We start from the raw sequence: 22,407 nt of genomic DNA, 5'->3' as shown, positions 1-22,407 counted from the left end.
CGGGCAGAAGCAGCTCAGAGCGCCGCGCCCAGGCGCGCGATGCCTTCCTCGATCTTCTCGACGTTGGCGGTCGCGAAGCTCAGCCTCAAGGTCGCCAGGTCGGGCTTCTCGGCGAAGAAGGGCGCGCCGGGCACGAAGGCCACGCCCTTCTCGATCGCGCGCTGGGCCAGCACATTGGCATCGGCCAGCTTGCCCTTCGCACCCGTCAGCCGGGCCCAGAAGAACAGCCCGCCGCCCGGCTGCGTGAACGAGATCGCATCGCCGAGCTCGCGCTTCAGCGCCGCACCCATGGCGGCCGCGCGCTCCGCATAGACCTTGCGCACATGCGCCAGCGTGTCGGGCATGCGCCCGCTCTTGAGGTACTGGGCGGCAGTGGCCTGCGCGAAGGTGCTGGTGTGGGCGTCGCTGAACTGCTTGCACATGGTGGCCTTGGCCAGCAGCTCGGGCGGCGCGATCATCCAGCCGATGCGCAGGCCCGGGCTCAGCACCTTGCTCAGACTGCCGCAGTGCACCACGCGCTCGCGGCTGCCGGGGACCTCCTTCGTGAGCGACAGGATCGAGGGCGGCGGCGCCTTGCCGAAGTAGAGATCGCCGTAGGGGTCATCCTCCACGATCACCGTGTCGTGCTTCACCGCCAGTTCGAGCACCTTCTTGCGGCGCTCCAGGCTGAGCATCGCGCCGCTCGGGTTGCCGAAGGTGGGGATCAGGTAGACGAACTTGGGCTTGTGCTCGACGATCAGCTGCTCCAGCCGGTCGACCTGCACGCCCTCGGCGTCGATGGGCGCGCTGATCAGCTGCGCGCCGTAGAGGCGAAAGCACTGGATGGTCGCGAGGAAGGTCGGTCCCTCGACGATCACCTTGTCGCCGGGCGAGATGAGGGTCTTGCCCAGCAGGTCCAGGGCCTGCTGGCTGCCGGTGGTCACGATGAGCCCGTCGGGTGCGACCTCCACGCCCTTGCCCTTCATGAAGGCCGAGAGCTGGGCGCGCAGCGGCTCGTAGCCTTCGGTGGCGCCGTATTGCAGCGCACCGCCGGGCTCCTCGGCCAGCGCCTTCGCGCTGGCCTCCTTCAGGCCCTCGACATCGAACATCGCGCTGTCCGGGAAGCCGCCCGCGAAGCTGATGATGCCGGGCTTGCCCAGCAGCTTGAAGAGTTCGCGGATGGCGGAGGTTTCGACGTTGTCGAGACGGGTGGCGAATTGCATGGGAACCTGCTGCGAATGACGGAAGGGCCGCCATTGTCGCAAGTTCGGCCGGGGCCGCGGCGCGGGCGCAACATGCCTACACTGCCGCCCAACGATGAAAAAGACTTCGATCGAACCCTTCTTCGCGACCCTGCAGGCGGCCAATCCCGAGCCGGAGACCGAGCTGGAATACAGCACCCCCTTCGAGCTGCTGGCCGCCGTGCTGCTGTCGGCCCAGGCCACCGACGTGGGCGTGAACAAGGCGACGCGCAAGCTGTTTCCGGTCGCGAACACGCCGCAGGCCATCCTCGACCTCGGGATCGAAGGGCTGGAGGGTTACATCAAGACCATCGGCCTGTACCGCAGCAAGGCCAGGCACTTGATGGAGGCCTGCCGCATGCTGATCGAGCGCCACGGCGGCGAGGTGCCGCGCACGCGTGCCGAGCTCGAAGCCCTGCCCGGCGTCGGCCGCAAGACCGCCAACGTGGTGCTCAACGTGGCGTTCGGCGAGGCCACCATGGCGGTGGACACGCACATCTTCCGCGTCGCCAACCGGACCGGCCTGGCGCCCGGCAAGACACCGCTGGAGGTCGAGCTCAAGCTGGAGAAGCGTGTGCCGCCGGCCTATCGGCTGCACGCGCATCACTGGCTGATCCTGCACGGGCGCTACGTCTGCGTGGCGCGCAAGCCCCTGTGCTGGAAGTGCGCGGTGGCGCCCTACTGCGACTACAAGCCGAAGACGCCGCCGCCCTGAGCGCCGAGCCCTTCGCAGGGCCGATCCGCGGCGAGGCGTTCGCCGGCGGGTCTCGGGCTTTTCCTCTTGCCGCGACCGGCGCACGGCGCCAGCATCGATTCGCCATGCGTAGCCTCCGCCGCCTTCTCCTGGTGGGTGCCTGGGGCGTGCTTGCGTCGACCGGCTGGGCGCGCGAGCCGTCCGAGCCCGCCGCGCCCGGGCACACCGGCAGCGACCAGGCCGAGCCCCAGCGCCCCGCAGCCCGCAAGGACCCCGCGGCCCTGATCGCCGACCAGCGCTTCCGCAGGAACTGGCGCCTCCTGCTCGGTGCGCACGCCAGCGAACCCTGGCTCGGCGAAATGAACGGACCCGCACGCGCACCGCGCTGGGTGAACACGAGCAGCGGCCGCTTCGTGCTGCATGCCTTCTGCCAGCCGCACGGCTGCCACGACAACAATGTCGTGCTGCTCTATAACCCCTACGACGGGCGCATCCACGGCCTGGTGCACCGGGCCGGAGGCGCCATGCTGATCGGCAATCCGCCCCCGGAGGTGGCGCTCGACCTGCAGCGGCTGTGGCTCAAGGAATGGCGGCCGCAGCCGCGCTAGCGCTTCTTCAAGCTTCGACCATCACCCACTCGCCGAACGCGATCGGCTGCGATGGCCATTGGTCGGCACGCTCCGCGCAGCGCAGGCCATCGCGCAGCAGCCACACGGCCCGGATCACGCCGGCATGCGTGATCCACAAGGCATCGCGCCCGGCCCGGCGCCACTCGTCGAAGGCTTCGCCCACCCGCCCCATGAACGCGCGCGTGCTCTCGCCGCTGCCGCCCGGGCGCGCGTCCGCGAAAGCACGTGTCCAGGCATCGATCTCGGCGCGATCGATGCGCTTCCAGGCGCGGCCTTCCCAGCTGCCGAAGTCCATCTCGGCGATGCGCGGATCGACGCGCAGCGTCAACTCGGGCCGCAACGAGACGATGGCCTGCGCCAGCACCGCGCAGCGTTGCAGCGGCGAGCAGACCAGCGCGACGTCTGCAGGCAGTGCCGGCGCGATGCGCTCGGCGATGGCGCGTGTCGCCTCCTCGGGCACGCCGACGTCGCTGCGGCCGTAGCAGGCGCCGGCCACCGCGGTGGTCTGGGCGTGACGCACCAGTCCCAGCTTCATGCCTGCCAGGCGAGCGCGAGGTAGATGGCGAGCTCGCACAGCTGCTGGGTGGCGCCCAGGCCGTCGCCGGTGAAGCCCTGGAGCCGGCGCGCGAACAGCGCGCCCATGTACGACGCCGCGAGGACGCAGCCCCCCAAGGCAGCCAGGGCCTGCGCGAGCGGCTGCGTGAACAGCAGCAGCAGGACGGCCGGCAGCGCATACAGCACGCCGACGAGCAAGGCCCCGCCGCCGATCGCATTGGCCAGCGGCTTGGACTTGCTCGCACCCTCGTCGCCGACATAGGGCAGCCATCGGATCAGGAACAGCGGCGCCAGCCGCGACAGCACATGCGCCGCCAGCAGCGCCGTGGCGACGTTCATCGCGCCCTGCCCCGCCAGTGTCGCCAGCAGCGCGATCTTCAGGCCCAGCGCCAGCACCAGCGCGAGCGCCCCGAAGGCGCCGATGCGCGAATCCTTCATGATCTGCAGCGCACGCGTGCGCTCCACCGAACCGCCGAGGCCATCGGCCACGTCGGCCAGGCCGTCCTCGTGGAAGGCGCCGGTCAGCAGCACCGTCGCGATCGTCGACAGCAGCGCCGCCGCCACCCCGCCGGCCATGCCGGGCAGGCCCGACTGCGCCAACACGAAGACCCCCGCCCCGACCGCGCCGACCAGCCATCCGACACCTGGAAAATGCGCCGCGCTGGCGCGCAGCATCGCGGGGCTGAAACCGACCCAGGCTGCCAGCCGCCCCGTGACCGGCACACGCGTGAAGAACTGCAGCGCCAGCAGGAAATGGCGCACGCCGTCCATCACGTCTCCCGCTGCGACACGCCGGCCGACTCGAAGCTGGCCATCTCGCGCAGGATGCGGCAGGCCGAATCGAGGAGCGGCCAGGCCAGCGCGGCGCCGGAGCCCTCGCCCAGGCGCAGGTCCAGCTTCAGCAAGGGTTCGAGGCCGAGCGCCTCCAGCAGCAGCCGGTGTCCCGGCTCGGCCGATTCGTGTGCCGCGACGCAGCGTTGCGCCACGTGCGGCCGCAGGGCTTGCGCCACCAGCACCGCCGCGCTGGCGATGAAGCCGTCGACCACGATCACGCGGCGCTCCTCGGCCGCCTGCAGCACGGCGCCGACCAGCGTGGCAATCTCGAAGCCACCAAAGGCCGCGAGGGCCGTCAGCGGCGTGCCTGCATCGGCATGCAGCGCCAGCACCTCGCGCAGCAGGCCGCGCTTGCGCGCCAGTCCTGCCGCATCGAGGCCCGTGCCGCTGCCGGTGCAGGCATCGATGTCCTGGCCTGCCAGCCGCGCCAGAAGCAGCGAGGCGGCCGAGGTATTGCCGATGCCCATTTCTCCCAGCAGGAGCGCGTTGCCCGGCAGCTCGCGCACCAGCGCCATGCCGTTCGCGATAGCCTCCCGGCATTGGGCGATGCTCATGGCCGGACCGGCCGAGGCGTCGGCAGTGCCGGGCGCGATCTTGAGGATGCGCAAGCCTTCGCGCGGCCCGGCGAGAGCGAAGTCATGCCGCACCCCGCAGTCCACCACCGTGAGCGCCAGCCCGTGCTGCCGCGCCAGCACGCTGACCGCCGCGCCGCCGTCCAGGAAGTTCTCCACCATCTGCCAGGTCACGTCGCTCGGATAGGCAGAGACGCCGCGCGCCGCGAGACCGTGGTCGCCGGCGCACACCAGCATCTGCGGCGCCGAGAAAGCGGGCGCTTCGCTGCCGAGGATCAGGCCCAGCCGCAGCCCCAATGCCTCGAGGCGCCCGAGCGCGCCGAGCGGCTTGGTCTTGTGGTCCAGCAGGTGTTGCAGCCGCGCTGCCAGCGCGGCATCGTCGATGGATTCGACGACGGGAAGTTCAAGTGTCATGCAATCAGGGAGCGCAGCGCGTCCGCTTCGAAGTGGAAATCGATGTGATCGGCCAGGCCGTCGAACACGGCCTCCAGCGTGCGCGCACGCGCGCCGAAGAGCGCCTGCAGCACGGCAGGGTTCTCGAACAGGCCGTGGAGATAAAGGCCCAGCACGTTGCCTTGGCCGTTCTGCCAGGCCAGGTCATGCGCCATGACGGGCTGCGCCCGATCGCCGACGGCAGCCATCGCGGGATGCGGCGCAGTCCGGCCGTGATGGATCTCGTAGCCGCGCACCGGCACCTCCGACAGCGCGGCCCAGGGCCCCTTCAGCGCACCGAAGCGCGCCTCGCGCCGGCGCACGGTCTTGTCTTCCTCGAACACGGTGACCAGCGGCAGCACACCGAGGCCGGGCCCGTTGCCGTCCACGCCATGCGGATCGATCAGCGCCTCGCCCAGCATCTGCAGGCCGCCGCAGATGCCCAGCACCGCACCGCCGCGCGCCGCGTGCTCCGCCACGGCGCGGTCCAGTCCCTGGGCACGCAGCCAGGCCAGGTCGCCGCTGGTGTTCTTGGAGCCGGGCAGCACGATCCAGTCGGCGTCGGCCAGCTCGGCCGGGCTGCGCGCCCAACGCAGGCGCAGGCCGGCCACGTTCTTGAGCGGCTGGAATTCGTCGAGGTTGCTGATGCGCGGATAGGCGACCACGGCCACCGTCAGGCGGACCTCGCCGCCGGCCGTGCTGCGCTCGTCGAACACGCCATCTTCCTCGGGCAGGCCGTGCTGCCACCACATGGGCAGCGTGGCGAGCGTGGGCACCCCGGTCAGCTCGCGCAGGCGCTCGGGCGCGGGCGCCAGCAGTGCGGCATCGCCGCGAAACTTGTTGAGCACGAAGCCGGCCAGCCGGGCACGGTCGGCCTCGGGCATCAGGGCCCAGGTGCCGTAGAGGTGGGCGAAGGCGCCGCCGCGATCGATGTCGGTCACCAGCAGGCAGCGCGCATCGGCATGCCGCGCCACGCGCAGGTTGACGATGTCGCTGTCCATCAGGTTGATCTCGGCCGGCGAGCCGGCGCCTTCGATCACGACGATGTCGTTGCCGGCCCGCAGTTCATCGAGGGCCTGCGCGATCTGCGGCCAGACCCGCTCGCTGCGCCCGCGCCAGGGCAAGCCCGTGAGCTCGGCATTCACCTGCCCCATCAGGATCACCTGGCTGTGCGTGTCGCGCTCGGGCTTGAGCAGCAGCGGGTTCATGCGCACATCCGGCACGGCGCGCGCCGCCAGCGCCTGGAAGTACTGGGCGCTGCCGATCTCGCCACCCGCCACCACGCGCGCGTTGTTGCTCATGTTCTGCGCCTTGAAGGGCGCGACCTTGAAGCCCTGGCGCGCATACCAGCGGCACAGCGCGGTGGCCAGCCAGCTCTTGCCGGCACCGCTGGTGGTGCCCAGCACCATGACGCAACGGGCCTTCTCGCGCCCGACCTTCTGATTCATGCGCGGATTGTCGTCGACGCCCGGGGCGTCGACGCGCAAACGGCGCCGAAGCCTCAGCGCCCCGCCACCTGCGCGCTCGCGCCGCCCGCAGGTGCGGCATCGGCCATCGCCGGATCGCTCCAACCGCCGCCCAGGGCCCTGATCAGCCCCACGGTGGACTGGTATTGCGCCGACCGCACTTGCAGCGCCTGGCGCCGGTTGCGCAGTTCGCTGCGGCGCGCGTCGAGCAGGTCGAGCTGGCTGATGTAGCCGTTGCGATAGCGCGTGTCGGACAGCTGCGTGGCCCGGCTCGCCGAGGCGACCGCCTTGGCCTGCACGTCCGACTGCGCCTCCAGGATGCGCAGCGATGACAGCTGGTCCTCCACGTCCTTGAAGGCCGTGAGCACCTGGTCGCGGTAGCTCGCGAGCGCGCCGTCCAATTGCGCGCTGGCGCCCTGCACGCCAGCTTCGCGCCGGCCGCCATCGAGCAGCGGCAGCGACAGCAGCGCGCCGATGCCCCAGGAACGCGCGGACCACTTGAAGAGATCGCCGAGGTCCGAAGAGGCATAGCCGGCGCCGCCGGTCAGCGCGATGTTCGGGAACCATGCGGCCTGGGCCACGCCCACGCGGGCCTGCGCCGCCAGCACGCTCCTCTGCGCGGCAGAGACATCGGGCCGGCGCGTCAGCACGGTGGCTGGCACGCCGGCCGGGATCGCGGGCAAGGCGGTGGCCCAGCTGTCGGGCTTCATCTCGAAGCTGGAGGCGGCCTCGCCGGTCAGCACCGCCAGCGCATGCTCGAGCTCGGCGCGGCGCCGGTCCAGCGTCAGCGCCTCGGATTCGGTGGAGGCCATCTCGGTCTCCACCCGCGCCACGTCGAGCTCGGCGATATCGCCTGCCCGGTGGCGCTGCTGCGTGAGCCGCAGCGTGTCGCGGTAGGCCTCGACGGTCTCGCGCACCAGTTGCCGCTCGTCGTCGAGCGCGCGCAGCGCCAGGTAGGTCTGCGCCGTCTCGGCCTGCACCAGCAGGCGCGTGCTCTGCAGCAGGCCGGCGCGCGATTCGGCATCGAGCCGGGCCGCATCGCTGGCCTTCGAGAGCCGCCCGAAGAGGTCGAGCTCGTACGAGAAGTCGAGGCCGGCCGTGATCAGCGTGGACGGCGTGGTGCTCTGGTTCCGGTCCAGCCCGCGCTGCCGGCTCGCGCCCGCGCCGAGGCCGAGCTGCGGCGCGCGGTCCGCGTCGGTGCTGCGCGCCAGTGCGCGGGCCTCGGCCAGCCGCGCTGCCGCGACCTGGATGCTGTTGTTGCTGGCATCGGCCCGCGCGACCAGGGCGTCGAGCACCGGGTCGTTGAAGGCGCGCCACCACTCGCCGCGCGGCTGCGCCTCGGCAGGCTTGGCGCGCGTCCATTGGCCTTCGGCCGGCGCGACGGCCTGTTCCTTGAACTGGGCCGGCGCCTGGAAGCTCGGCGCTTCCGGCGTCGCGGTCGCGCAGCCGGCCAGCACCAGGGCCGCCATGAGCGGCGCCAGCGCTGCGCGCCAGGGCCGGGTGAAGGTGCTTCGATCGAGTTTCATGATCTGCTTTCTCTTTCTTGTCGTGAGGCTCGTTGCGCCATCAGTCGTGCGTTCCGAGCGGTGCGGCGGGCTGCGGCCGCAGGCCACTGCCGCCGGCGCCGGAAGCGCTGTCGTGGGGCGCGCCATGCGGCGCCGCCGGATGCGCAGCCGACACGAAGCTGTTCTCCTGCGCCAGGTGCGGCACCTCGCCGTGCAGCTTGAGCGGCCGATTGCCGGTGAGCTTGCGCAGCGCGACGTAGAACACCGGCGTCAGGAACAGGCCGAAGGCGGTCACGCCGATCATCCCGGCGAACACCGCCACGCCCATCGCCGAGCGCATCTCGGAGCCCGCGCCCTTGGCCAGCACCAGCGGCAGCACCCCCATCACGAAGGCCAGCGAGGTCATCAGGATCGGGCGCAGCCGCAGCCGGCTGGCCTCGATCGCGGCCTGTATCGGTGTGCGCCCCGCGAACTCCAGCTCGCGTGCGAACTCCACGATCAGGATCGCGTTCTTCGCACTCAGCCCCACCAGCACGATCAGCCCGATCTGCGTGAACACGTTGTTGTCGCCGCCGGAAATCCACACACCGGTCATCGCGGCCAGCAGGCCCATGGGCACGATCAGGATGATCGACAGCGGCAGCGTCAGGCTCTCGTACTGCGCGGCCAGCACCAGGAACACCAGCAGGATCGCCAGCGGGAACACCAGCACCGCGGAGTTGCCGGCCAGGATCTCCTGGTAGGTCAGCTCGGTCCACTCGTAGCTCACGCCCTTGGGCAGGGTCTCGGCCGCGATGCGCTCGATCGTGTCCTGCGCCTGGCCCGAGGAGAAGCCGGGCGCGGGCCCGCCGTTGATGTCGGCCGAGAGGTAGCCGTTGTAGCGCATGGCGCGCTCGGGGCCGAAGCTCGAGTTGACCTTCATCAGCGCGGACAGCGGCACCATCTCGCCCGTGTTGGAGCGCACCTTGAGCAGCCCGACGTCCTCGGCGCGAGCACGGTACGGCGCATCCGCCTGGACGCGCACGGTGTAGGTGCGGCCGAACTTGTTGAAGTCGTTCGCATACAGGCTGCCGAGGTAGATCTGCATGGTGTCGAAGATGTCCTGCACCGGCACGCCCAACTGCCGCGCCTTGGTGCGGTCGATGTCGGCATAGAGCTGCGGCACGTTGACCTGCCAGCTGGTGAACATGCCGGTCAGCTCCGGCGCCTGCCGCGCCTTGGTCATGAAGGCCTTGACGGCCGCGTCCATCTGCTCGTAGCCCACGGAACCGCGGTCCTCCAGCTGCAGCTTGAAGCCGCCCGTGGTGCCCAGGCCCGCGACCGGCGGCGGCGGGAACATCACGATGAAGGCGTCCTGGATGCCGGCGAACTGCTGGTTGAGCTGGCCCGCCACCGCGCCGCCGCTCTGGTCGGCGCGCTGGCGCTCGGCGAAGGGCTTGAGCGTGGCGAACACGATGCCCGAGTTCGAGCTGTTGGTGAAGCCGTTGATCGACAGGCCGGGGAAGGCGACTGCGTCCTCGACATTGGGGTTCTTCCTGGTGATCTCGCCCATGCGCTGGATCACCTCTTCCGTGCGGTCCAGCGTGGCGCCGTCCGGCAGCTGCGCGAAGCCGATCAGGTACTGCTTGTCCTGCGCCGGCACGAAGCCGCTGGGCACCGCCTTGAAGAGGCCGAAGGTCACGCCGATCAGCGCCAGGTAGACCACCAGCATCAGCGTCTTGCGCGAGATCACGCCCTTGACGCCGCCGCTGTAGGCCTCGGCACCTCGGTGGAAGAGCTTGTTGAAGCCGCGGAACAGCCAGCCGAAGACGCGGTCCATGCCGCGCGTCAGCGCGTCCTTGGGTTCGTCGTGGCCCTTGAGCAGCAGCGCGGCGAGCGCGGGCGACAAGGTCAGCGAGTTGATCGCGGAGATCACCGTCGAGATCGCGATCGTGACCGCGAACTGCCGGTAGAACTGCCCCGTCAGGCCGCTGATGAAGGCGAGCGGCACGAACACCGCCACCAGCACCAGCGCGATCGCGATGATGGGGCCCGAGACCTCGCGCATGGCGCGGTACGTGGCCTCGCGCGGCGTGAGCCCGGCCTCGATGTTGCGCTCCACGTTCTCGACCACCACGATGGCGTCGTCCACCACGATGCCGATCGCCAGCACCAGGCCGAAGAGCGACAGTGCGTTGATGGAGAAGCCCAGCACATGCAGCACCGCGAACGTGCCGATCACCGACACGGGCACCGCCAGCAGCGGGATGATGGAGGCGCGCCAGGTCTGCAGGAACAGGATCACCACCAGCACCACCAGCAGGATGGCCTCGAGCAGCGTGTGCACCACCGATTCGATGGAGGCGCGCACGAACTGGGTGGGGTCGTAGGCAATGCGGTATTCCACGCCCTCGGGCATGTTCTTGTTGATCTCCGCCATCGTCTTGCGCACGTTGGCCGAGATGTCGAGCGCGTTGGAGTTCGGCGCCTGGAACACGCCGATGCCGACCGCCGCGTCGTTGTTGAGCAGCGAGCGCAGCGAGTAATCGGCCGAGCCGAGTTCGAGACGGCCGATGTCGCGCAGCCGCGTCACCTCGCCGCCGGCACCGGTCTTGACGATGATGTCGCCGAACTCCTCTTCGCTCTGCAGCCGACCCTGGGCGTTGATGGACAGCTGCATGTCGACGCCGGGCAGGCCCGGCGATGCGCCGACCACGCCGGCCGCCGCCTGCACGTTCTGGCCGCGGATCGCCGCCACCACGTCGCTGGCCGACAGGCCGCGCTGCGCCACCTTCTGCGGGTCGAGCCAGACGCGCATCGAGTAGTCGCCGCCGCCGAAGATCTGCACCTGGCCCACGCCTTCGATGCGCGCCAGCCGGTCCTTGACGTTGAGCACCGCGTAGTTGCGCAGGTAGGTCATGTCGTAGCGGTCGTTGGGCGACACGAGGTGCACCACCATCGTGAGGTCCGGCGCGCTCTTGACCGTGGTCACGCCCAGGCGCCGCACTTCCTCGGGCAGGCGCGGCTCGGCTTGCGAGACGCGGTTCTGCACCAGCTGCTGGGCCTTGTCGGGGTCGGTGCCGAGCTTGAAGGTCACCGTCAGCGTCATCACGCCGTCGGTGGTCGCCTGGCTGCCCATGTAGAGCATGCCCTCGACGCCGTTGATCTGCTCCTCGATCGGCGTGGCCACCGTCTCGGCGATCACCTTCGGGTTGGCGCCCGGGTACTGGGCGCGCACCACCACAGAGGGTGGCGCGACTTCGGGGTATTCCGAGATCGGCAGGCCGCGCAAGGCGATCAGGCCGGCGATCAGCATCAGCAGCGAGAGCACGCCCGCGAAGATCGGCCGATCGATGAAGAACTTCGATAAATTCATGATGATGTTTCCCTCGGGGATGCCACGGCCGCTCAGGACTTGGTGGCGGTGGCCACGCGCTGCTGCGCCTGCGCGTCGGCCTTGGCGTCCATGGTGACTGCCTGCGGCGCCACCAGGGCGCCCGGACGGATGTGCTGCAGGCCGTTGACGACCACGCGCTCGCCGGCCTTCAGGCCCTTGGTCACGACGCGCAGGCCGTTGACCGGCGCGCCCAGCGTGACCTCGCGCCACTCGGCCTTGTTGTCCTCGCCGACCACCATCACGAACTTCTTGTTCTGATCGGTGCCGACCGCGCGCTCACTCACCAGCAGCGCGGTGTCGCTGCGGGCCTGGCCCATGCGGATGCGCGCGAACTGGCCGGGGATCAGCGTGCCGTCCTTGTTGTCGAAGGCGGCGCGCACGCGCACCGTGCCGCTCTTGGCGTCGACCTGGTTGTCGATGAGCTGCAGCCGGCCTTCGTAAGGCGTGCCATCGAGGCCGGCGGTGCCCATCTGCACCGGGATGCCGTCCAGCTTGCCGCGCGCGCCGGCGCCGGGCGGCAGCTCCTTCAGGGCCTTGACCACCACCTGCTCGTCGGCGTCGAAGCTCGCGTAGATCGGACTGACCGACACCAGCGTCGTCAGGACCGGCGCCCCCGGCCCGGCGGCGACCAGGTTGCCCACGGTCACTTCCAGCTTGCCGATGCGGCCGGACACGGGCGCCTTCACCTGCGTGTAGCCGAGGTTCAGGCGCGCGCTCTGCAGTTGAGCCTGCGCGGCGCGCAGGTTGGCCTCGGCCTCGCGGCCGGCGTTGACGCGCTCGTCCAGCTCGCGCTGGGCGATGGCCTTGTCGTCCCACAGCCGGCGCGCGCGCTCCTGCTCGCTGCGCGTGAAGGCGGCACGCGCCTGCGCCGAGGCGACCTGCGCTTCGGCGCGCTCCACTTCGGCCGCGTAAGGCGCCGGGTCGATGGTGATCAGCAGATCGCCCTGCTTGACCAGCGCGCCTTCCCGGAAGTGCGCCGCCAGCACCGCGCCCGCAACCCGCGACCGGACATCGACCCGCTCGACCGCTTCGAGCCGGCCCGAGAACTCGTCCCAGGTGTTGACCTGGGTCGCGGCCACGACGGCCACCGACACCGGCGTGGCCCGCGGCGCGGCGACCGCGGGCGCATCGTTGGCCTCGGCCTTGAAGCTGGGCAGGCCCAGCAGGACTGCCGAGGCGATCGCCACCAGGGCGGTGATGCCGGTCACGGCGGGCCACAGGCGGCGGGCATTCGATGGCTTGTTGTTGCTTTGCATGATGAAGGTCCTCGTTGAATAACTTTGAAAAAACAACAGCCCGGCCCGCGGCCACGTGGCAGCAGGAAGGCGAAATCCGGCCCCGCCGGTCAGGCCGGCGGACCCAGGAAGGGGTTCAGAAAAAAGTCGACCGGCGCAGCCGGTTGGGGCCTAGGCCGGGGGAGGCACCGGCGGCACCGTGGAAGCGAAAAACGCGCGCAGATGCCTACCGACTGTCTCCGTGCACGCGCAATTCCCGAAGGCGGGGTCATACAACTCGTCCGGACACTTCGCGGCCGAGGGCAGGACTGCCTTGGTGACCGGGATGCCCGCCTCATGCAGCCGCCGCGCGAAGCTCAGGGCCTCGTCACGCATCGCATCGTCCTCGCCGACCAGCACCAGGGCCGGCGCCAGTTCGGCCAGCCTGAGCGATGCGCCCGGCACGGCGTAAGGGTGCGTCGCGTTCATCGGGCAGCTCAGGTACTCCTGCCAGCCCGACGCCCAGCGGCATCGGGCGACGTCGCCGGAGGCCTGGCGCAGCGACAGCGTGCCGGCGCAGGGGTCGAGCATCGGCGACAGCAGGATCTGCCCGGCCAGCGGCGGATGGGCGCGGTCGCGCGCCATCAGTGCCACCGCGGCCGCCAGGTTGCCGCCCGCCTCTTCGCCGGCCAGGTACAGGCGGGCACCCTTGCCGGCCAGCTTGACGCGCTGCTTGTAGAGCCACTCCAGCGCCGCGAAACCGACTTCGATGGGTTCGGGGAAAGGCGTCAGCGGATAGGCCACCGACACCACCACTGCGCCGGCCGCAGCCAGCAGCCGCGACACGTTGCGCCCGTCATCGAGGTTGCCGCTGACGAAGGTGCCGCCATGGAAGTGCAGCACCAGCGGCGCCGCCGTCCCCTTGGCCCGCTGGCCGTAGAGCCGCGCCTGCACCGGATCGCGCTGCGGCAGCGGGATGCTGACATCGGTCTCCGCACCCGGCGCAGCGGCGATCGCCGGGGCCTGGGCGGCTTCAGCGGAACGCGGAATGGGGCGGGATGACATGGGGAGCAGCCTCGGTGGGTGACGATGGGTTGAATATTAAGGGCCTCATCGGCGCCTGCAACAGGATCGACATCCTCACTCTGTTTCCAATCGACTAACAATCGGCTAAGACGGCGCATGTCAGAATCCGCCCCCGCCCGTTCACGCGGGTTTTTCCCTAGGAGCATCGATGGACCAGATCCAAGGCATGCGGATCTTTGTCCGCGTCGTGGAAGCCGGCACCTTCACCCGTGCCGCAGACTCGCTGGGCCTGCCCAAAGGCACGGTCACCAAGCAGATCCAGGCGCTGGAGTCTCGTCTGCATGTGAAGCTGCTGAACCGCACCACCCGGCGCGTGACGGTCACGCCCGACGGCGCCGCCTATTACGAGCGCACGGCGCGGCTGCTGAACGACTTCGACGATATCGAGGCCAGCATGACCAACGCGCAGGCCAACCCGACCGGGCGGCTGCGCATCGACGTCGGCTCGTCCACGGCGCGGATGATCATCCTGCCGGCGCTGGCCAGCTTCTGCGACCGCTACCCGGAGATCCAGGTGGACCTCGGCGTGAGCGACCGGCCGGTGGACCTGATCAGCGACAACGTGGACTGCGTGATCCGGGCCGGCGACCTGACCGACCAGTCGCTGGTGGCGCGGCGCATCGGCACCCTCGCCTTCGTGACCGTGGCTTCACCGGCCTACGTCAAGCGCTACGGCATGCCGCAGCATCCGAGCGACATCGAGAAGCGGCACCATGTCGTGAGCTATTTCGCGGCGGGCTCGCGCCGCATCTACCCGCACGAATTCCAGCAGGGCGACGAGCACATCGAGATCTCCGGGCCTTACCGCGTGTCGGTCAACGAGGCCAATGCGCACCTGGCGGCGGTGCTGGGAGGTTTCGGCATCTCGCAGTGCGTCACCTTCATGGCAGACCCGCACATCGCCAGCGGCGAGCTGATCGAGCTGCTGCCCGAATGGACACGGCCGCCGCTGCCGGTGCATGTGGTGTACCCGCCGAACCGGCACCTGAGCGCCAAGGTGCGGGTGTTCGTGGACTGGGCGGCCGATCTGTTCGCGAAGAATCCGAAGCTGCAGCGGCGCTGAGGCCGATCATGCCCGCGCGGCTTGCCAGGCGCGGACCAGCGCCGCCTGGCTGCCGGGCGGCAGCACCGCGAGGCGGACGTGGCCCGGCAAGCCGAAGGAAGAGGCATCGCGCAGCTGGATGCCGGCCTCGCGCAAGGCCGCCGCCCGTCGCGCATAAGGGACATCGGGGCGGGCGCAGAAGTAGTTGGCAACGCTCGGCAGAACGGACCAGCCGAGCGCGGCGCACAAGGCCTGCTGCTCGTGCTTCCAGCCGCGCAGGCATTCGCGGCTGGCGGCGAGCCAGTCTTGCGTTTCAAGCAGCGCCCACGCCTCGAGCAATGCAACGCCGTGTGCGCCGAGGGGCCAGGAAGGCGCAAGCCGGTTCAACGGCTCGACCCTGCCGGCCGCATCGCGGGGAGCGATCGCGTAGGCCGCGCGGACACCCGTCAGGCCCAGGGCCTTGTTCGGGGTCCACAGCTGCCAGACGCGGTCTTTCTGCGCCGCGCTCAAGTCCAGGCAGCCTTCGAGGCGCAGCGGCTCATAGGCCAGATCGAGCACGCAGACCCCCGGCGCCGCCGCATCCACCATTGCCGACAAGCCGGGTTGCGCCTGGCCCAGCGGGCTGGACGGATCGCAGCACCAGGCCAGCGCGCTGCCGGCCGGCGCCTCGGGCTCACGATGCAGCTCCAGGCCCCAGGCCGCTGCGGCGCGCGCGTAGTCGCCGTAGCTGTGCCGAGGCAGCCAGACCTTGCGCCCGCCCTGCTGCGCGACCGCGCCCGTGATGCGCGCGATGAACGCGCTGGCGCTCGCGGCGATCACGATGCGCTCGGCGGCGACGCCATGGAAGCGGCCCAGCGTCTCGCGCAGCGCGGTGTAGCGCGGGTCGGGATAGCGGCTCGGATCGGCTTGCGCCAGCGCTTGCAAGGCCATCGGACACGGACCGCAGGCGTTGGCATTGGTCGAGAAGTCGTGCAGTGCCGCGCCGCGGGCGTCGGGTCCGCCGTGCAGGGCTTCTTCGTCGTGGAAGGAGGAGGAGCTCATGCGCTGCGCCATGCTGCAAAGAGAAGGAGTGCGGTCGCCGCCAGGCCGACGGTCATCCAGGCGACCCGGCCGGCCAGCGCCACGGCGCGCCGTGTGTCGGCGGCCGCGGGCTCGCGGCCGGCCGGGTTCAGCACGTAGATGCCGGGCTTGGCGAGGCGTACGGCCAGCAGCAAGGCCATCGCGGCCATCGGCCAGCCACTGTTGGGGGAGGGGGTGAGGCGGGCTTGGCCGGGAAGGCATCGGAGCCCCCTCATCCCGGCTCCCTCCGATTCGCGCGAGAGGGCGCAAGACAGGGCGAGCAGCAGCGCCGTGATGCGTGCCGGCAGCCAGGAGAGCACGTCGTCGGCGCGCGCGGCCCACTTGCCGGCCCAGTCCCAGACGCGGCCCTGGCGCTCGCCCCGGTAGCCCCACATCGCGTCGGCCGTGTTGGCGAAGCGATAGAGCGCCGCGCCGGGCAGGCCCAGCAGCAGGAACCAGAACAGCGGCGCGACCACCGAGTCGTTGAGGTTCTCGGCCAGCGATTCGATCGCGCTCTCGCGCACCCGGGCTTCGTCCAGCGTCGTGACATCGCGGCTCACGAGATGCGCGAGCCGGCTGCGCCCATCGGCCAGCGAGGACGCCAGCGCAGCTTCGACCGCCAGCACCTCGTCGCGCAGCATGCGCCAGGCGAACAGGGGCTTGAGGGCGAGGCCGAGCAGCAGCGCCGCGGCCCACTCCGGCAGGCGAGCGGCGGCAGCACTCAGGGCTGCCGCCGCCAGCAGAACCACTGCGCCGCCGGCGCACCAGGCCAGCACGCCGGCAGCCAAGGGACCGGCCCGCGCGGATGGTGCGCCACCGATGCGCGGCGCGATCCACGGCCCGGTCAAGCCGAGGCAGCCGCCCATCCACACGACCGGGTGCCAGCGCGCCGGAGGCTCGCCGAGCACGCGGTCGATTCCCAGGGCGAGGACGAGGGCTGCCGCGTGGATCAGAGCGACGGTGCCCGCAGCCCAACCCTCCCCCAGGGCGGGAGGGAGCAGGAGCCAGGGCATCTCAATCCTCGATGCCGCGCTGCGCGGGGATGCCGGCCTTGAAGGCGTGCTTGACCATCTGCATCTCGGTCACGGTGTCGGCCAACTCGATGATTTCCGGCGGGCAGCGGCGGCCGGTCAGCACCACGTGCACCTCGCGCGGCCGCGTGCGCAGGGTCTCGAGGACGCCCTCGAGCGGCAGCCAGCCGTAGATCAGCGGATACGTGATCTCGTCGAGCACGACCAGGAAGTGCTCGCCCGACAGGATCGCCGCCCTCGCCTTCTCCCACCCCTCGCGCGCGAGCTGCGCCGAGCGCTCGAGGTCCTGGCTCTTCCAGCTGAAGCCGTCGCCCAGGCCCTCGATGGGGATGCCGATCTGCTCGAACATGCGGTGCTCGCCGAAGCGCGCGCTCGGCACCTTCATGAACTGGAAGATCTTCACCGCCTTGCCGCGGCCGTGTGCGCGCAGCGCCAGTCCGAACGCGGCCGTGCTCTTGCCCTTGCCGTCGCCGGTGTTGACGATCACCAGGCCGCGGCGTTCGCCCTCGGGCTTCTCGTAGGGCTTCTCGCTGGGTGGGGTTTCGATCTGCATGGCGCTCCTTGTCGATGTGTGTCAGTGCGGTATCGCGATCCATTGGCCGGCGACGCGGTGCACGACGACGCGGCCGTCGAACACCGACTCCAGCGCCTGGTGGGTCGCGGGGTCGTGGCAGCCGCCCTGGTGCAGCACGCGGCCGCCGGCCATCACCACCATCGCATCGGCGGCGAGCGCGACGTTGAGCTCGTGCAGCACGCTGATCAGCGTGCGGCCCTCGGCCACCAGGCGCCGTGCGACGGCGATCCAGTCGGCCTGATGCGGCGGATCGAGGTTGGCCAGGGGCTCGTCCATCAGGAACAGCCCGGCCTCGACGGCGAGCGCGCGCGCCAGCAGCACGCGCTGGCGCTCGCCGCCCGAGAGCTGGCCGAGCGGGCGGGCGCGCCACTCCCAGGCCTGCGTGCTGCGCAGCGCCCGCTCGACGGCGGCGCGATCGGCCTCGCTGGGCGCCGCCAGCCAGCGCTGGTGCGGCAGGCGGCCGAGCATGGCGACGTCGTACACCGTCAGGTCGTCGGCACTGCCCTCGCCCGGCCCGCCCTGGCCCAGCCAGGACAGCCGCCGCGCACGCGCCCGGCCCGACAGGGCCGAGAGCGGCTGGCCGTCCAGCCGCACCTCGCCGCGATGCGCCAGCAGCCCGGCCAGTGCCTTCAGCAGCGTGGACTTGCCGGCGCCGTTGGGCCCGACGATGCTGGTCCAGCGCCCCGCCGCCAGCGCGAGGTCGATGGCATGCAGCACCTCGACGCCGCCGAGGGTGGCGCTCAGCTGCCTGGCTTCGAGCACCGTCGCCTGCATCAGAAGCCTCCGCGCGCGCTGCGCCGGTGCATGAGCCACAGCAGGTAGCTGCCGCCGAGCACCGCCGTCAGCACGCCGACCGGCAGTTCCTGTGGCGCGATCAGCCAGCGCGCGAGCAGGTCCGCGGCCGTCAGCAGCAGGCCGCCCATGGCGCTGGACAGCACGAGCAGCCGCGCGTGCGTGGTCTTGACGGCGGAGCGCACCAGGTGCGGCGAGGCCAGGCCCACGAAAGCGATCAGCCCGGTCTGCGCCACTGCGGCGCCGGTGGCCAGCGCCAGCACCACGACCAGCGCCGCGCGCATCGCGGGCAGCGGCAGGCCCAGGCTGGCCGCCGTGGCCTCGCCGAGCGCGAGCCCGTCGAGCAGCGGCGCCAGCATCCAGCCCAGCAGCAGGCAGGCCGCGCCGAGCGCGCCCATCACGGCGCAGGCGCTCCATCCGACCAGGCCGGTGCTGCCGAGCATGAAGCCCGTGATCGCCTGCAGGATGTCGGCCGAGGCGATGGTGATCAGGTCCTTGGCGGCCCCCAGCACCACGCCGACGATCACGCCCGCCAGCAGCAGCCGCAGCGTCTGCTGCACGCCGCGCGCGAGCAGCAGCGTCAGCAGCACCGCCAGCACTGCGCCCATGAAGGCCGCACCGGTCAGGCCCAGGCGCACCACCCATTCGGTGCTGGTCGGCGAGACGCCGAACATCGCCAGGGCCAGGGCGACGCCCAGCGACGCGCCCGAGGCGCTGCCGAGCAGGTACGGGTCGGCCAGCGGATTGCGGAACAGGCCCTGCGCCACCGCGCCCGCCAGGCCCAGCAGCGCGCCCGCGAGCCAGGCGCCGAGGGTGCGCGGCAGTCGGATGTCCCAAACGATCTGCAGCGCGACCGGATCGTGGCGCGCAGCGAGGACGCTCTCGAAGCCGGTGCTGCCGATGCCCGCGCCAAGCGCCAGCAGCGCCGCGCCCGCAGCCAGCAGCACGAGGCCCAGCGCCAGCGCGCGATGGTGCTCGCCCCTCACCCGCCGGCGCCTCCACGCGCCTTCTGCCGGAGGCAATCCGCCATCAGGCGCGCGGCCTCGCCCATGCGTGGACCCGGGCGCACCAGCACATCGGACTCCTCGGCGGTGAAGCGGCAGATGCGCCCCTCGCGCACCGCGCGGATGCGGCCCCAGCCCGGCCGCTGCTCCAGTGCCTGCGCGCTGCGCGCGCCGACCATGATCAGATCCGGATCGGCGCGCACCACGTATTCCGGGTTGAGCTTGGGAAAGGGCCCGAGCGAGGCCGGCACGATGTTCTTCACGCCCAGCCGCGTGAGCGTTTCCCCGATGAAGGAGCTCTCGCCCGCCGCGTACGGCGCGTTGTTGACCTCGAAGTACACGCGCGTGCGCGCGGCCCCGGCCGGCAGCGACTGCGCCGCCGCCGCGACACTGGCATCGATGGCGCGCCACACCTGCTGCGCATCGCCGCTGCCCAGCACCTGGGCCACCGTGTCGAGCACGCGCCGCACGTCGGCATGGCTCTTGGGCTCGAGCACCAGCACCTTGAGCCCCAGCGCCTCGAGGCGCTCGGTGGCGCGCGAGGACTTGGCGAGCAGCACCACCTCGGGCTTGAGCGCGACGATGGCCTCGACGTTGGGATCGATGCCGCCGCCGAGCTGCGGCAGCGCGCGCACCGCCGCCGGCCAATTGGAATACCGGTCGACGCCGACCAGCCGATCGCAGCCGCCCAGCGTGCAGACCGACTCGGTGAGCGACGGCAGCAGGGTCACGATGCGCTGCGGCGGCCGCGGCAGTTCCACGCGCACGCCGCGCTCGTCGCTCACGACGAGGGCGTGCGCCGCCAGCGCCCACAAGGCCAGCCAGCCGGCGACCAGGCACCGCGCGAAGGTGTTCATCCGGGTTCTTTCAGGCGCAGCGGCAGGCCGGCCGCCATCAGCGTCACGCGATCGCAGGCACCCGCTACCGCCTGGTTGAGCCGGCCCAGCGCATCGACGAAGGCGCGCGCCTCGCGGCCCATCGGGATCACGCCCAGGCCGATCTCGTTGCTCACCAGCAGCACCGGCCCGCGTGCCCCGTGCAGGGCATGCAGCAGGCCGGCGTGCGCCGTCTCGGCAAGCGCGGGTGAAGCGCTGCCGGACTCGGCGGGCATCAGCAGGTTGGTCAGCCACAGCGTCAGGCAGTCGATCAGCACCAGCGTGCCCGGCTCACTGTGCCGGGCCAGGGCGGGCCCGAGCCGCACCGCCTCTTCGACCGTCACGAGCCCGGGCACGCGCTGGGCCCGGTCGGCACGGTGGCGCGCGATGCGTTCGCGCATCTCCTCGTCGTGCGCGGTCGCGGTCGCGATCAGCACGGCGCGGTGCGCCGGGTCGAGCGCCAGCCAGTCGGCCGCGCGCTGTTCGGCGCGGCGCGACTTGCCGCTGCGCTGACCGCCGAGGATCAGCTCACGCTCACGGGGCATCAGGCCTTCGGTTGCCACCGCAGCGTCAGGTAGACCGCGCGTCCGCGCTGGTTGTAGCCATAGACGGTCTCGTAGTTCGCGTCGTTGAGGTTCGTGATCCGGCCTTGCAGGGCCCAGTCCTTCGACACCTTGTATTCGCCATAGAGGTCCACGGTGGTGAAGCTGCCAAGCCGCATGGTATTGCGCGAGTCATCGAAGCGCTGCCCCACGTGCAGGGCCGAGGCCCCGAACTTCCAGAGGCCGATCGCGTAATCGACGCCGACCGAGGCCTGGTTCTTCGCGCGGCGCGGCAGCTGCTTGCCGGTGAGCTCGTTGCGCGGGTCGAGCGAATCGATGCTCGCGCGCAGGGCCCACGGCCCGAATTGGCCGTCGTAGCCCAGCGTCCAGCCCTCGATGCGCGCGCGCGGCACATTCTCCGGGCGCGTGGTGCTGGTGATGAAGCCGCGGATCTCGTTGTCGTAGCGCACCAGCTTCACGCTGTGGCCGTCCTGGCTCCAGGTGATGCCCACGTCCGTGTTCTTGCCCTCTTCCGGCTGCAGCGCGGGGTTGCCGAAGTTCGGGTAGTAGAGCTGGTTGAACGAGGGCGCGACGAAGCTGGTGCCATGCGACGCATGGATGCGCCAGTTCGGCGAGATGCGGTAGCCGTAGCCCGCGAACCAGGTGTTGTTGTCGCCGAACTGCGAGTTCCGGTCGTGCCGCGTGTTGAGCTGCCAGCTGTGATTGCCGGCATTGCCGTTGAGCCCGACGAAGGCCGAGTCGATGTCGCGATGGGTGACCGTGTAGGCCGTGTCGCTGTTCACCTCCTGCACGGTGCGCTCCAGGCCGGCGACCACGGTGCCGATCGGCGTGGCGATATCGTTCTGCCAGAGATATTGCTTCTGCGTGGTTTCGAACAGGCCCGGCAGGTTGAAGGGCTCGGCCACGATGTTGCGCGAGTAGTCGCGGCTCTGCGCATAACGCAGCTGGGTCTTCCAGGCCGAGGTCACCGCGCCGGTCGCACCGATGTAGGCGATCTGCGTGCGCACCCGGCTGCGGGTGTCCCAGTCGGGGCCGTCGTCGTAGTGGTTGATGCCCTCGGAATACAGCAGGCCGCCGTCGATCTTCCAGTCGGGATTGATCTGGAAGCCCAGCGAGGCATTGAGCGCGCTCTGCGAGAAGGGATCGCGGTCGGGGTTGAAGTTGCCGAAAGGCACCTTGCGGTTGGTCGAGGAGAAGCCCTTGTCGAGCGTGCGCTGCGCATCGAGCGAGTAGGTGAAGGGCCCCGACGCGCCGCTGAAGCCGCCCGTGATCTGCTTGTAGCCTTCGCTGCCGAGGGTGGTCGAGGCGCGCGGAACGAAAGCGTCTTCGCCCGCCTTGCCCTTGCGCGTGAAGATCTGCACCACGCCGCCGACGCCGTCGCTGCCGTACAGCGCCGAGGCCGGGCCCTTGACCACCTCGATGCGCTCGATCATGTCGACCGGAATGTTCTCCCACACCGGCGTGCCGAGCGTGGCCGAGCCGTAGCGCACGCCATCGATCAGCAGGATCGTGTGGCGCGCCTCCGCGCCGCGGATGAACACGCTGCTGGCCTTGCCGGCGCCGCCGTTGGCCGAGATCTGCACGCCGGCGACGCGCGCCAGGATCTCGGGCAGCGTTCGGCTGGCCTGCTGCTCGATCTGTGCGCGATCGATGACCACCGTGTCCGACAACAGCTCGTCCGCGCGGGTGGGCGTGCGCGTGGCGGTCACCACCGTTTCGGCCAACGCGGGCGAGGCTTGCGCCAGCGCAAGCGTCGGCGCGCAAGCGAGGCCGCCGAGCATGGCAGCGATCGAGAGGGACAGGAGGCTGGGCGCCGGGCAGGCACGCGGCAGGACGCGGGCCTCGGCGCGCGTGGAAGAAACGCAGGGATTCGTCATGGGAACA

Annotated in this window: 20 protein-coding genes; 3 read left to right on the top strand and 17 right to left on the bottom strand. The window is 70.8% G+C overall.

Annotated features, from left to right (window positions below):
* Positions 1–14: 14 nt before the first annotated feature.
* The gene (locus tag J2739_RS05960) at positions 15–1,202 is read right to left on the bottom strand and encodes an aminotransferase-like domain-containing protein (RefSeq protein ID WP_309899515.1); all 1,188 of its coding nucleotides are present in this window, start codon (positions 1,200–1,202) and stop codon (positions 15–17) included.
* Between the two features lie 94 nt (positions 1,203–1,296).
* Between J2739_RS05960 and nth the strand changes: the two genes are divergently transcribed.
* Entirely contained in the window at positions 1,297–1,935 is a 639-nt protein-coding gene (gene nth / locus J2739_RS05955) for an endonuclease III (protein WP_309899513.1), read from the top strand.
* 104 nt (positions 1,936–2,039) lie between these two features.
* Complete coding sequence (locus J2739_RS05950) at positions 2,040–2,522, top strand: Ivy family c-type lysozyme inhibitor (protein ID WP_309899511.1); 483 nt, start codon at positions 2,040–2,042, stop codon at positions 2,520–2,522.
* Positions 2,523–2,529: 7 nt separating this feature from the next.
* Here the strand turns inward: J2739_RS05950 and J2739_RS05945 are convergent, their stop codons facing one another.
* The 8 genes from J2739_RS05945 to J2739_RS05910 all read right to left on the bottom strand — a co-directional run bounded on the left by J2739_RS05945 (position 2,530) and on the right by J2739_RS05910 (position 13,562).
* Entirely contained in the window at positions 2,530–3,078 is a 549-nt protein-coding gene (locus tag J2739_RS05945; RefSeq protein ID WP_309899509.1) for a histidine phosphatase family protein, read from the bottom strand.
* Complete coding sequence (locus J2739_RS05940; RefSeq protein WP_309899507.1) at positions 3,075–3,869, bottom strand: adenosylcobinamide-GDP ribazoletransferase; 795 nt, start codon at positions 3,867–3,869, stop codon at positions 3,075–3,077. Before J2739_RS05940 ends, J2739_RS05945 begins: the two co-directional genes overlap by 4 nt.
* Positions 3,869–4,918: a nicotinate-nucleotide--dimethylbenzimidazole phosphoribosyltransferase gene (gene cobT, locus J2739_RS05935; RefSeq protein ID WP_309899505.1), complete on the bottom strand. Its 1,050-nt coding sequence runs from the start codon at positions 4,916–4,918 to the stop codon at positions 3,869–3,871. The genes J2739_RS05940 and cobT overlap by 1 nt, the downstream gene beginning before the upstream one ends.
* Positions 4,915–6,384: a cobyric acid synthase gene (locus J2739_RS05930; RefSeq protein ID WP_309899503.1), complete on the bottom strand. Its 1,470-nt coding sequence runs from the start codon at positions 6,382–6,384 to the stop codon at positions 4,915–4,917. Before J2739_RS05930 ends, cobT begins: the two co-directional genes overlap by 4 nt.
* Before the next feature lie 53 nt (positions 6,385–6,437).
* On the bottom strand, positions 6,438–7,928 hold the full coding sequence (locus J2739_RS05925) for an efflux transporter outer membrane subunit (protein ID WP_309899500.1): 1,491 nt from the start codon (positions 7,926–7,928) through the stop codon (positions 6,438–6,440).
* 40 nt (positions 7,929–7,968) lie between these two features.
* Complete coding sequence (locus J2739_RS05920) at positions 7,969–11,262, bottom strand: efflux RND transporter permease subunit (RefSeq protein ID WP_309899498.1); 3,294 nt, start codon at positions 11,260–11,262, stop codon at positions 7,969–7,971.
* A 32-nt stretch (positions 11,263–11,294) separates the two neighbouring features.
* On the bottom strand, positions 11,295–12,539 hold the full coding sequence (locus J2739_RS05915; protein ID WP_309899497.1) for an efflux RND transporter periplasmic adaptor subunit: 1,245 nt from the start codon (positions 12,537–12,539) through the stop codon (positions 11,295–11,297).
* 150 nt (positions 12,540–12,689) lie between these two features.
* Entirely contained in the window at positions 12,690–13,562 is an 873-nt protein-coding gene (locus J2739_RS05910) for an alpha/beta hydrolase fold domain-containing protein (protein ID WP_309899495.1), read from the bottom strand.
* A 169-nt stretch (positions 13,563–13,731) separates the two neighbouring features.
* Between J2739_RS05910 and J2739_RS05905 the strand changes: the two genes are divergently transcribed.
* Complete coding sequence (locus J2739_RS05905; RefSeq protein WP_309899493.1) at positions 13,732–14,646, top strand: LysR family transcriptional regulator; 915 nt, start codon at positions 13,732–13,734, stop codon at positions 14,644–14,646.
* Between the two features lie 6 nt (positions 14,647–14,652).
* Here J2739_RS05905 and J2739_RS05900 read toward each other — a convergent pair whose 3' ends face one another.
* The 8 genes from J2739_RS05900 to J2739_RS05865 are packed head-to-tail and all read right to left on the bottom strand — an operon-like array spanning position 14,653 to position 22,400.
* A complete protein-coding gene (locus J2739_RS05900; protein ID WP_309899491.1) occupies positions 14,653–15,666 on the bottom strand; it encodes an aminotransferase class I/II-fold pyridoxal phosphate-dependent enzyme in 1,014 nt (337 codons plus the stop codon).
* Positions 15,663–16,697, bottom strand: coding sequence for an adenosylcobinamide-phosphate synthase CbiB (gene cbiB / locus J2739_RS05895; RefSeq protein ID WP_309899489.1), 1,035 nt, complete (start codon positions 16,695–16,697; stop codon positions 15,663–15,665). The genes J2739_RS05900 and cbiB overlap by 4 nt, the downstream gene beginning before the upstream one ends.
* Before the next feature lies 1 nt (position 16,698).
* Entirely contained in the window at positions 16,699–17,268 is a 570-nt protein-coding gene (gene cobO / locus J2739_RS05890) for a cob(I)yrinic acid a,c-diamide adenosyltransferase (RefSeq protein ID WP_309899487.1), read from the bottom strand.
* A 21-nt stretch (positions 17,269–17,289) separates the two neighbouring features.
* A complete protein-coding gene (locus J2739_RS05885; protein WP_309899485.1) occupies positions 17,290–18,063 on the bottom strand; it encodes an ABC transporter ATP-binding protein in 774 nt (257 codons plus the stop codon).
* Entirely contained in the window at positions 18,063–19,067 is a 1,005-nt protein-coding gene (locus tag J2739_RS05880; RefSeq protein WP_309899483.1) for a FecCD family ABC transporter permease, read from the bottom strand. Before J2739_RS05880 ends, J2739_RS05885 begins: the two co-directional genes overlap by 1 nt.
* Positions 19,064–19,942, bottom strand: coding sequence for an ABC transporter substrate-binding protein (locus tag J2739_RS05875; protein WP_309899481.1), 879 nt, complete (start codon positions 19,940–19,942; stop codon positions 19,064–19,066). Before J2739_RS05875 ends, J2739_RS05880 begins: the two co-directional genes overlap by 4 nt.
* Positions 19,939–20,505: a bifunctional adenosylcobinamide kinase/adenosylcobinamide-phosphate guanylyltransferase gene (gene cobU / locus J2739_RS05870; protein ID WP_309899479.1), complete on the bottom strand. Its 567-nt coding sequence runs from the start codon at positions 20,503–20,505 to the stop codon at positions 19,939–19,941. Before cobU ends, J2739_RS05875 begins: the two co-directional genes overlap by 4 nt.
* Positions 20,505–22,400, bottom strand: a complete 1,896-nt coding sequence (locus J2739_RS05865; RefSeq protein WP_309899477.1) for a TonB-dependent receptor domain-containing protein — start codon at positions 22,398–22,400, stop codon at positions 20,505–20,507. The genes cobU and J2739_RS05865 overlap by 1 nt, the downstream gene beginning before the upstream one ends.
* Positions 22,401–22,407: the final 7 nt, after the last annotated feature.

Source organism: Variovorax soli (assembly GCF_031454625.1).
In the GTDB taxonomy this organism is placed as follows: Bacteria; Pseudomonadota; Gammaproteobacteria; order Burkholderiales; family Burkholderiaceae_C; genus Variovorax; species Variovorax soli_A.
The sequence above is the reverse complement of the archived record's forward strand: the minus strand, read 5'-3'. Positions and strand labels throughout refer to the sequence as shown.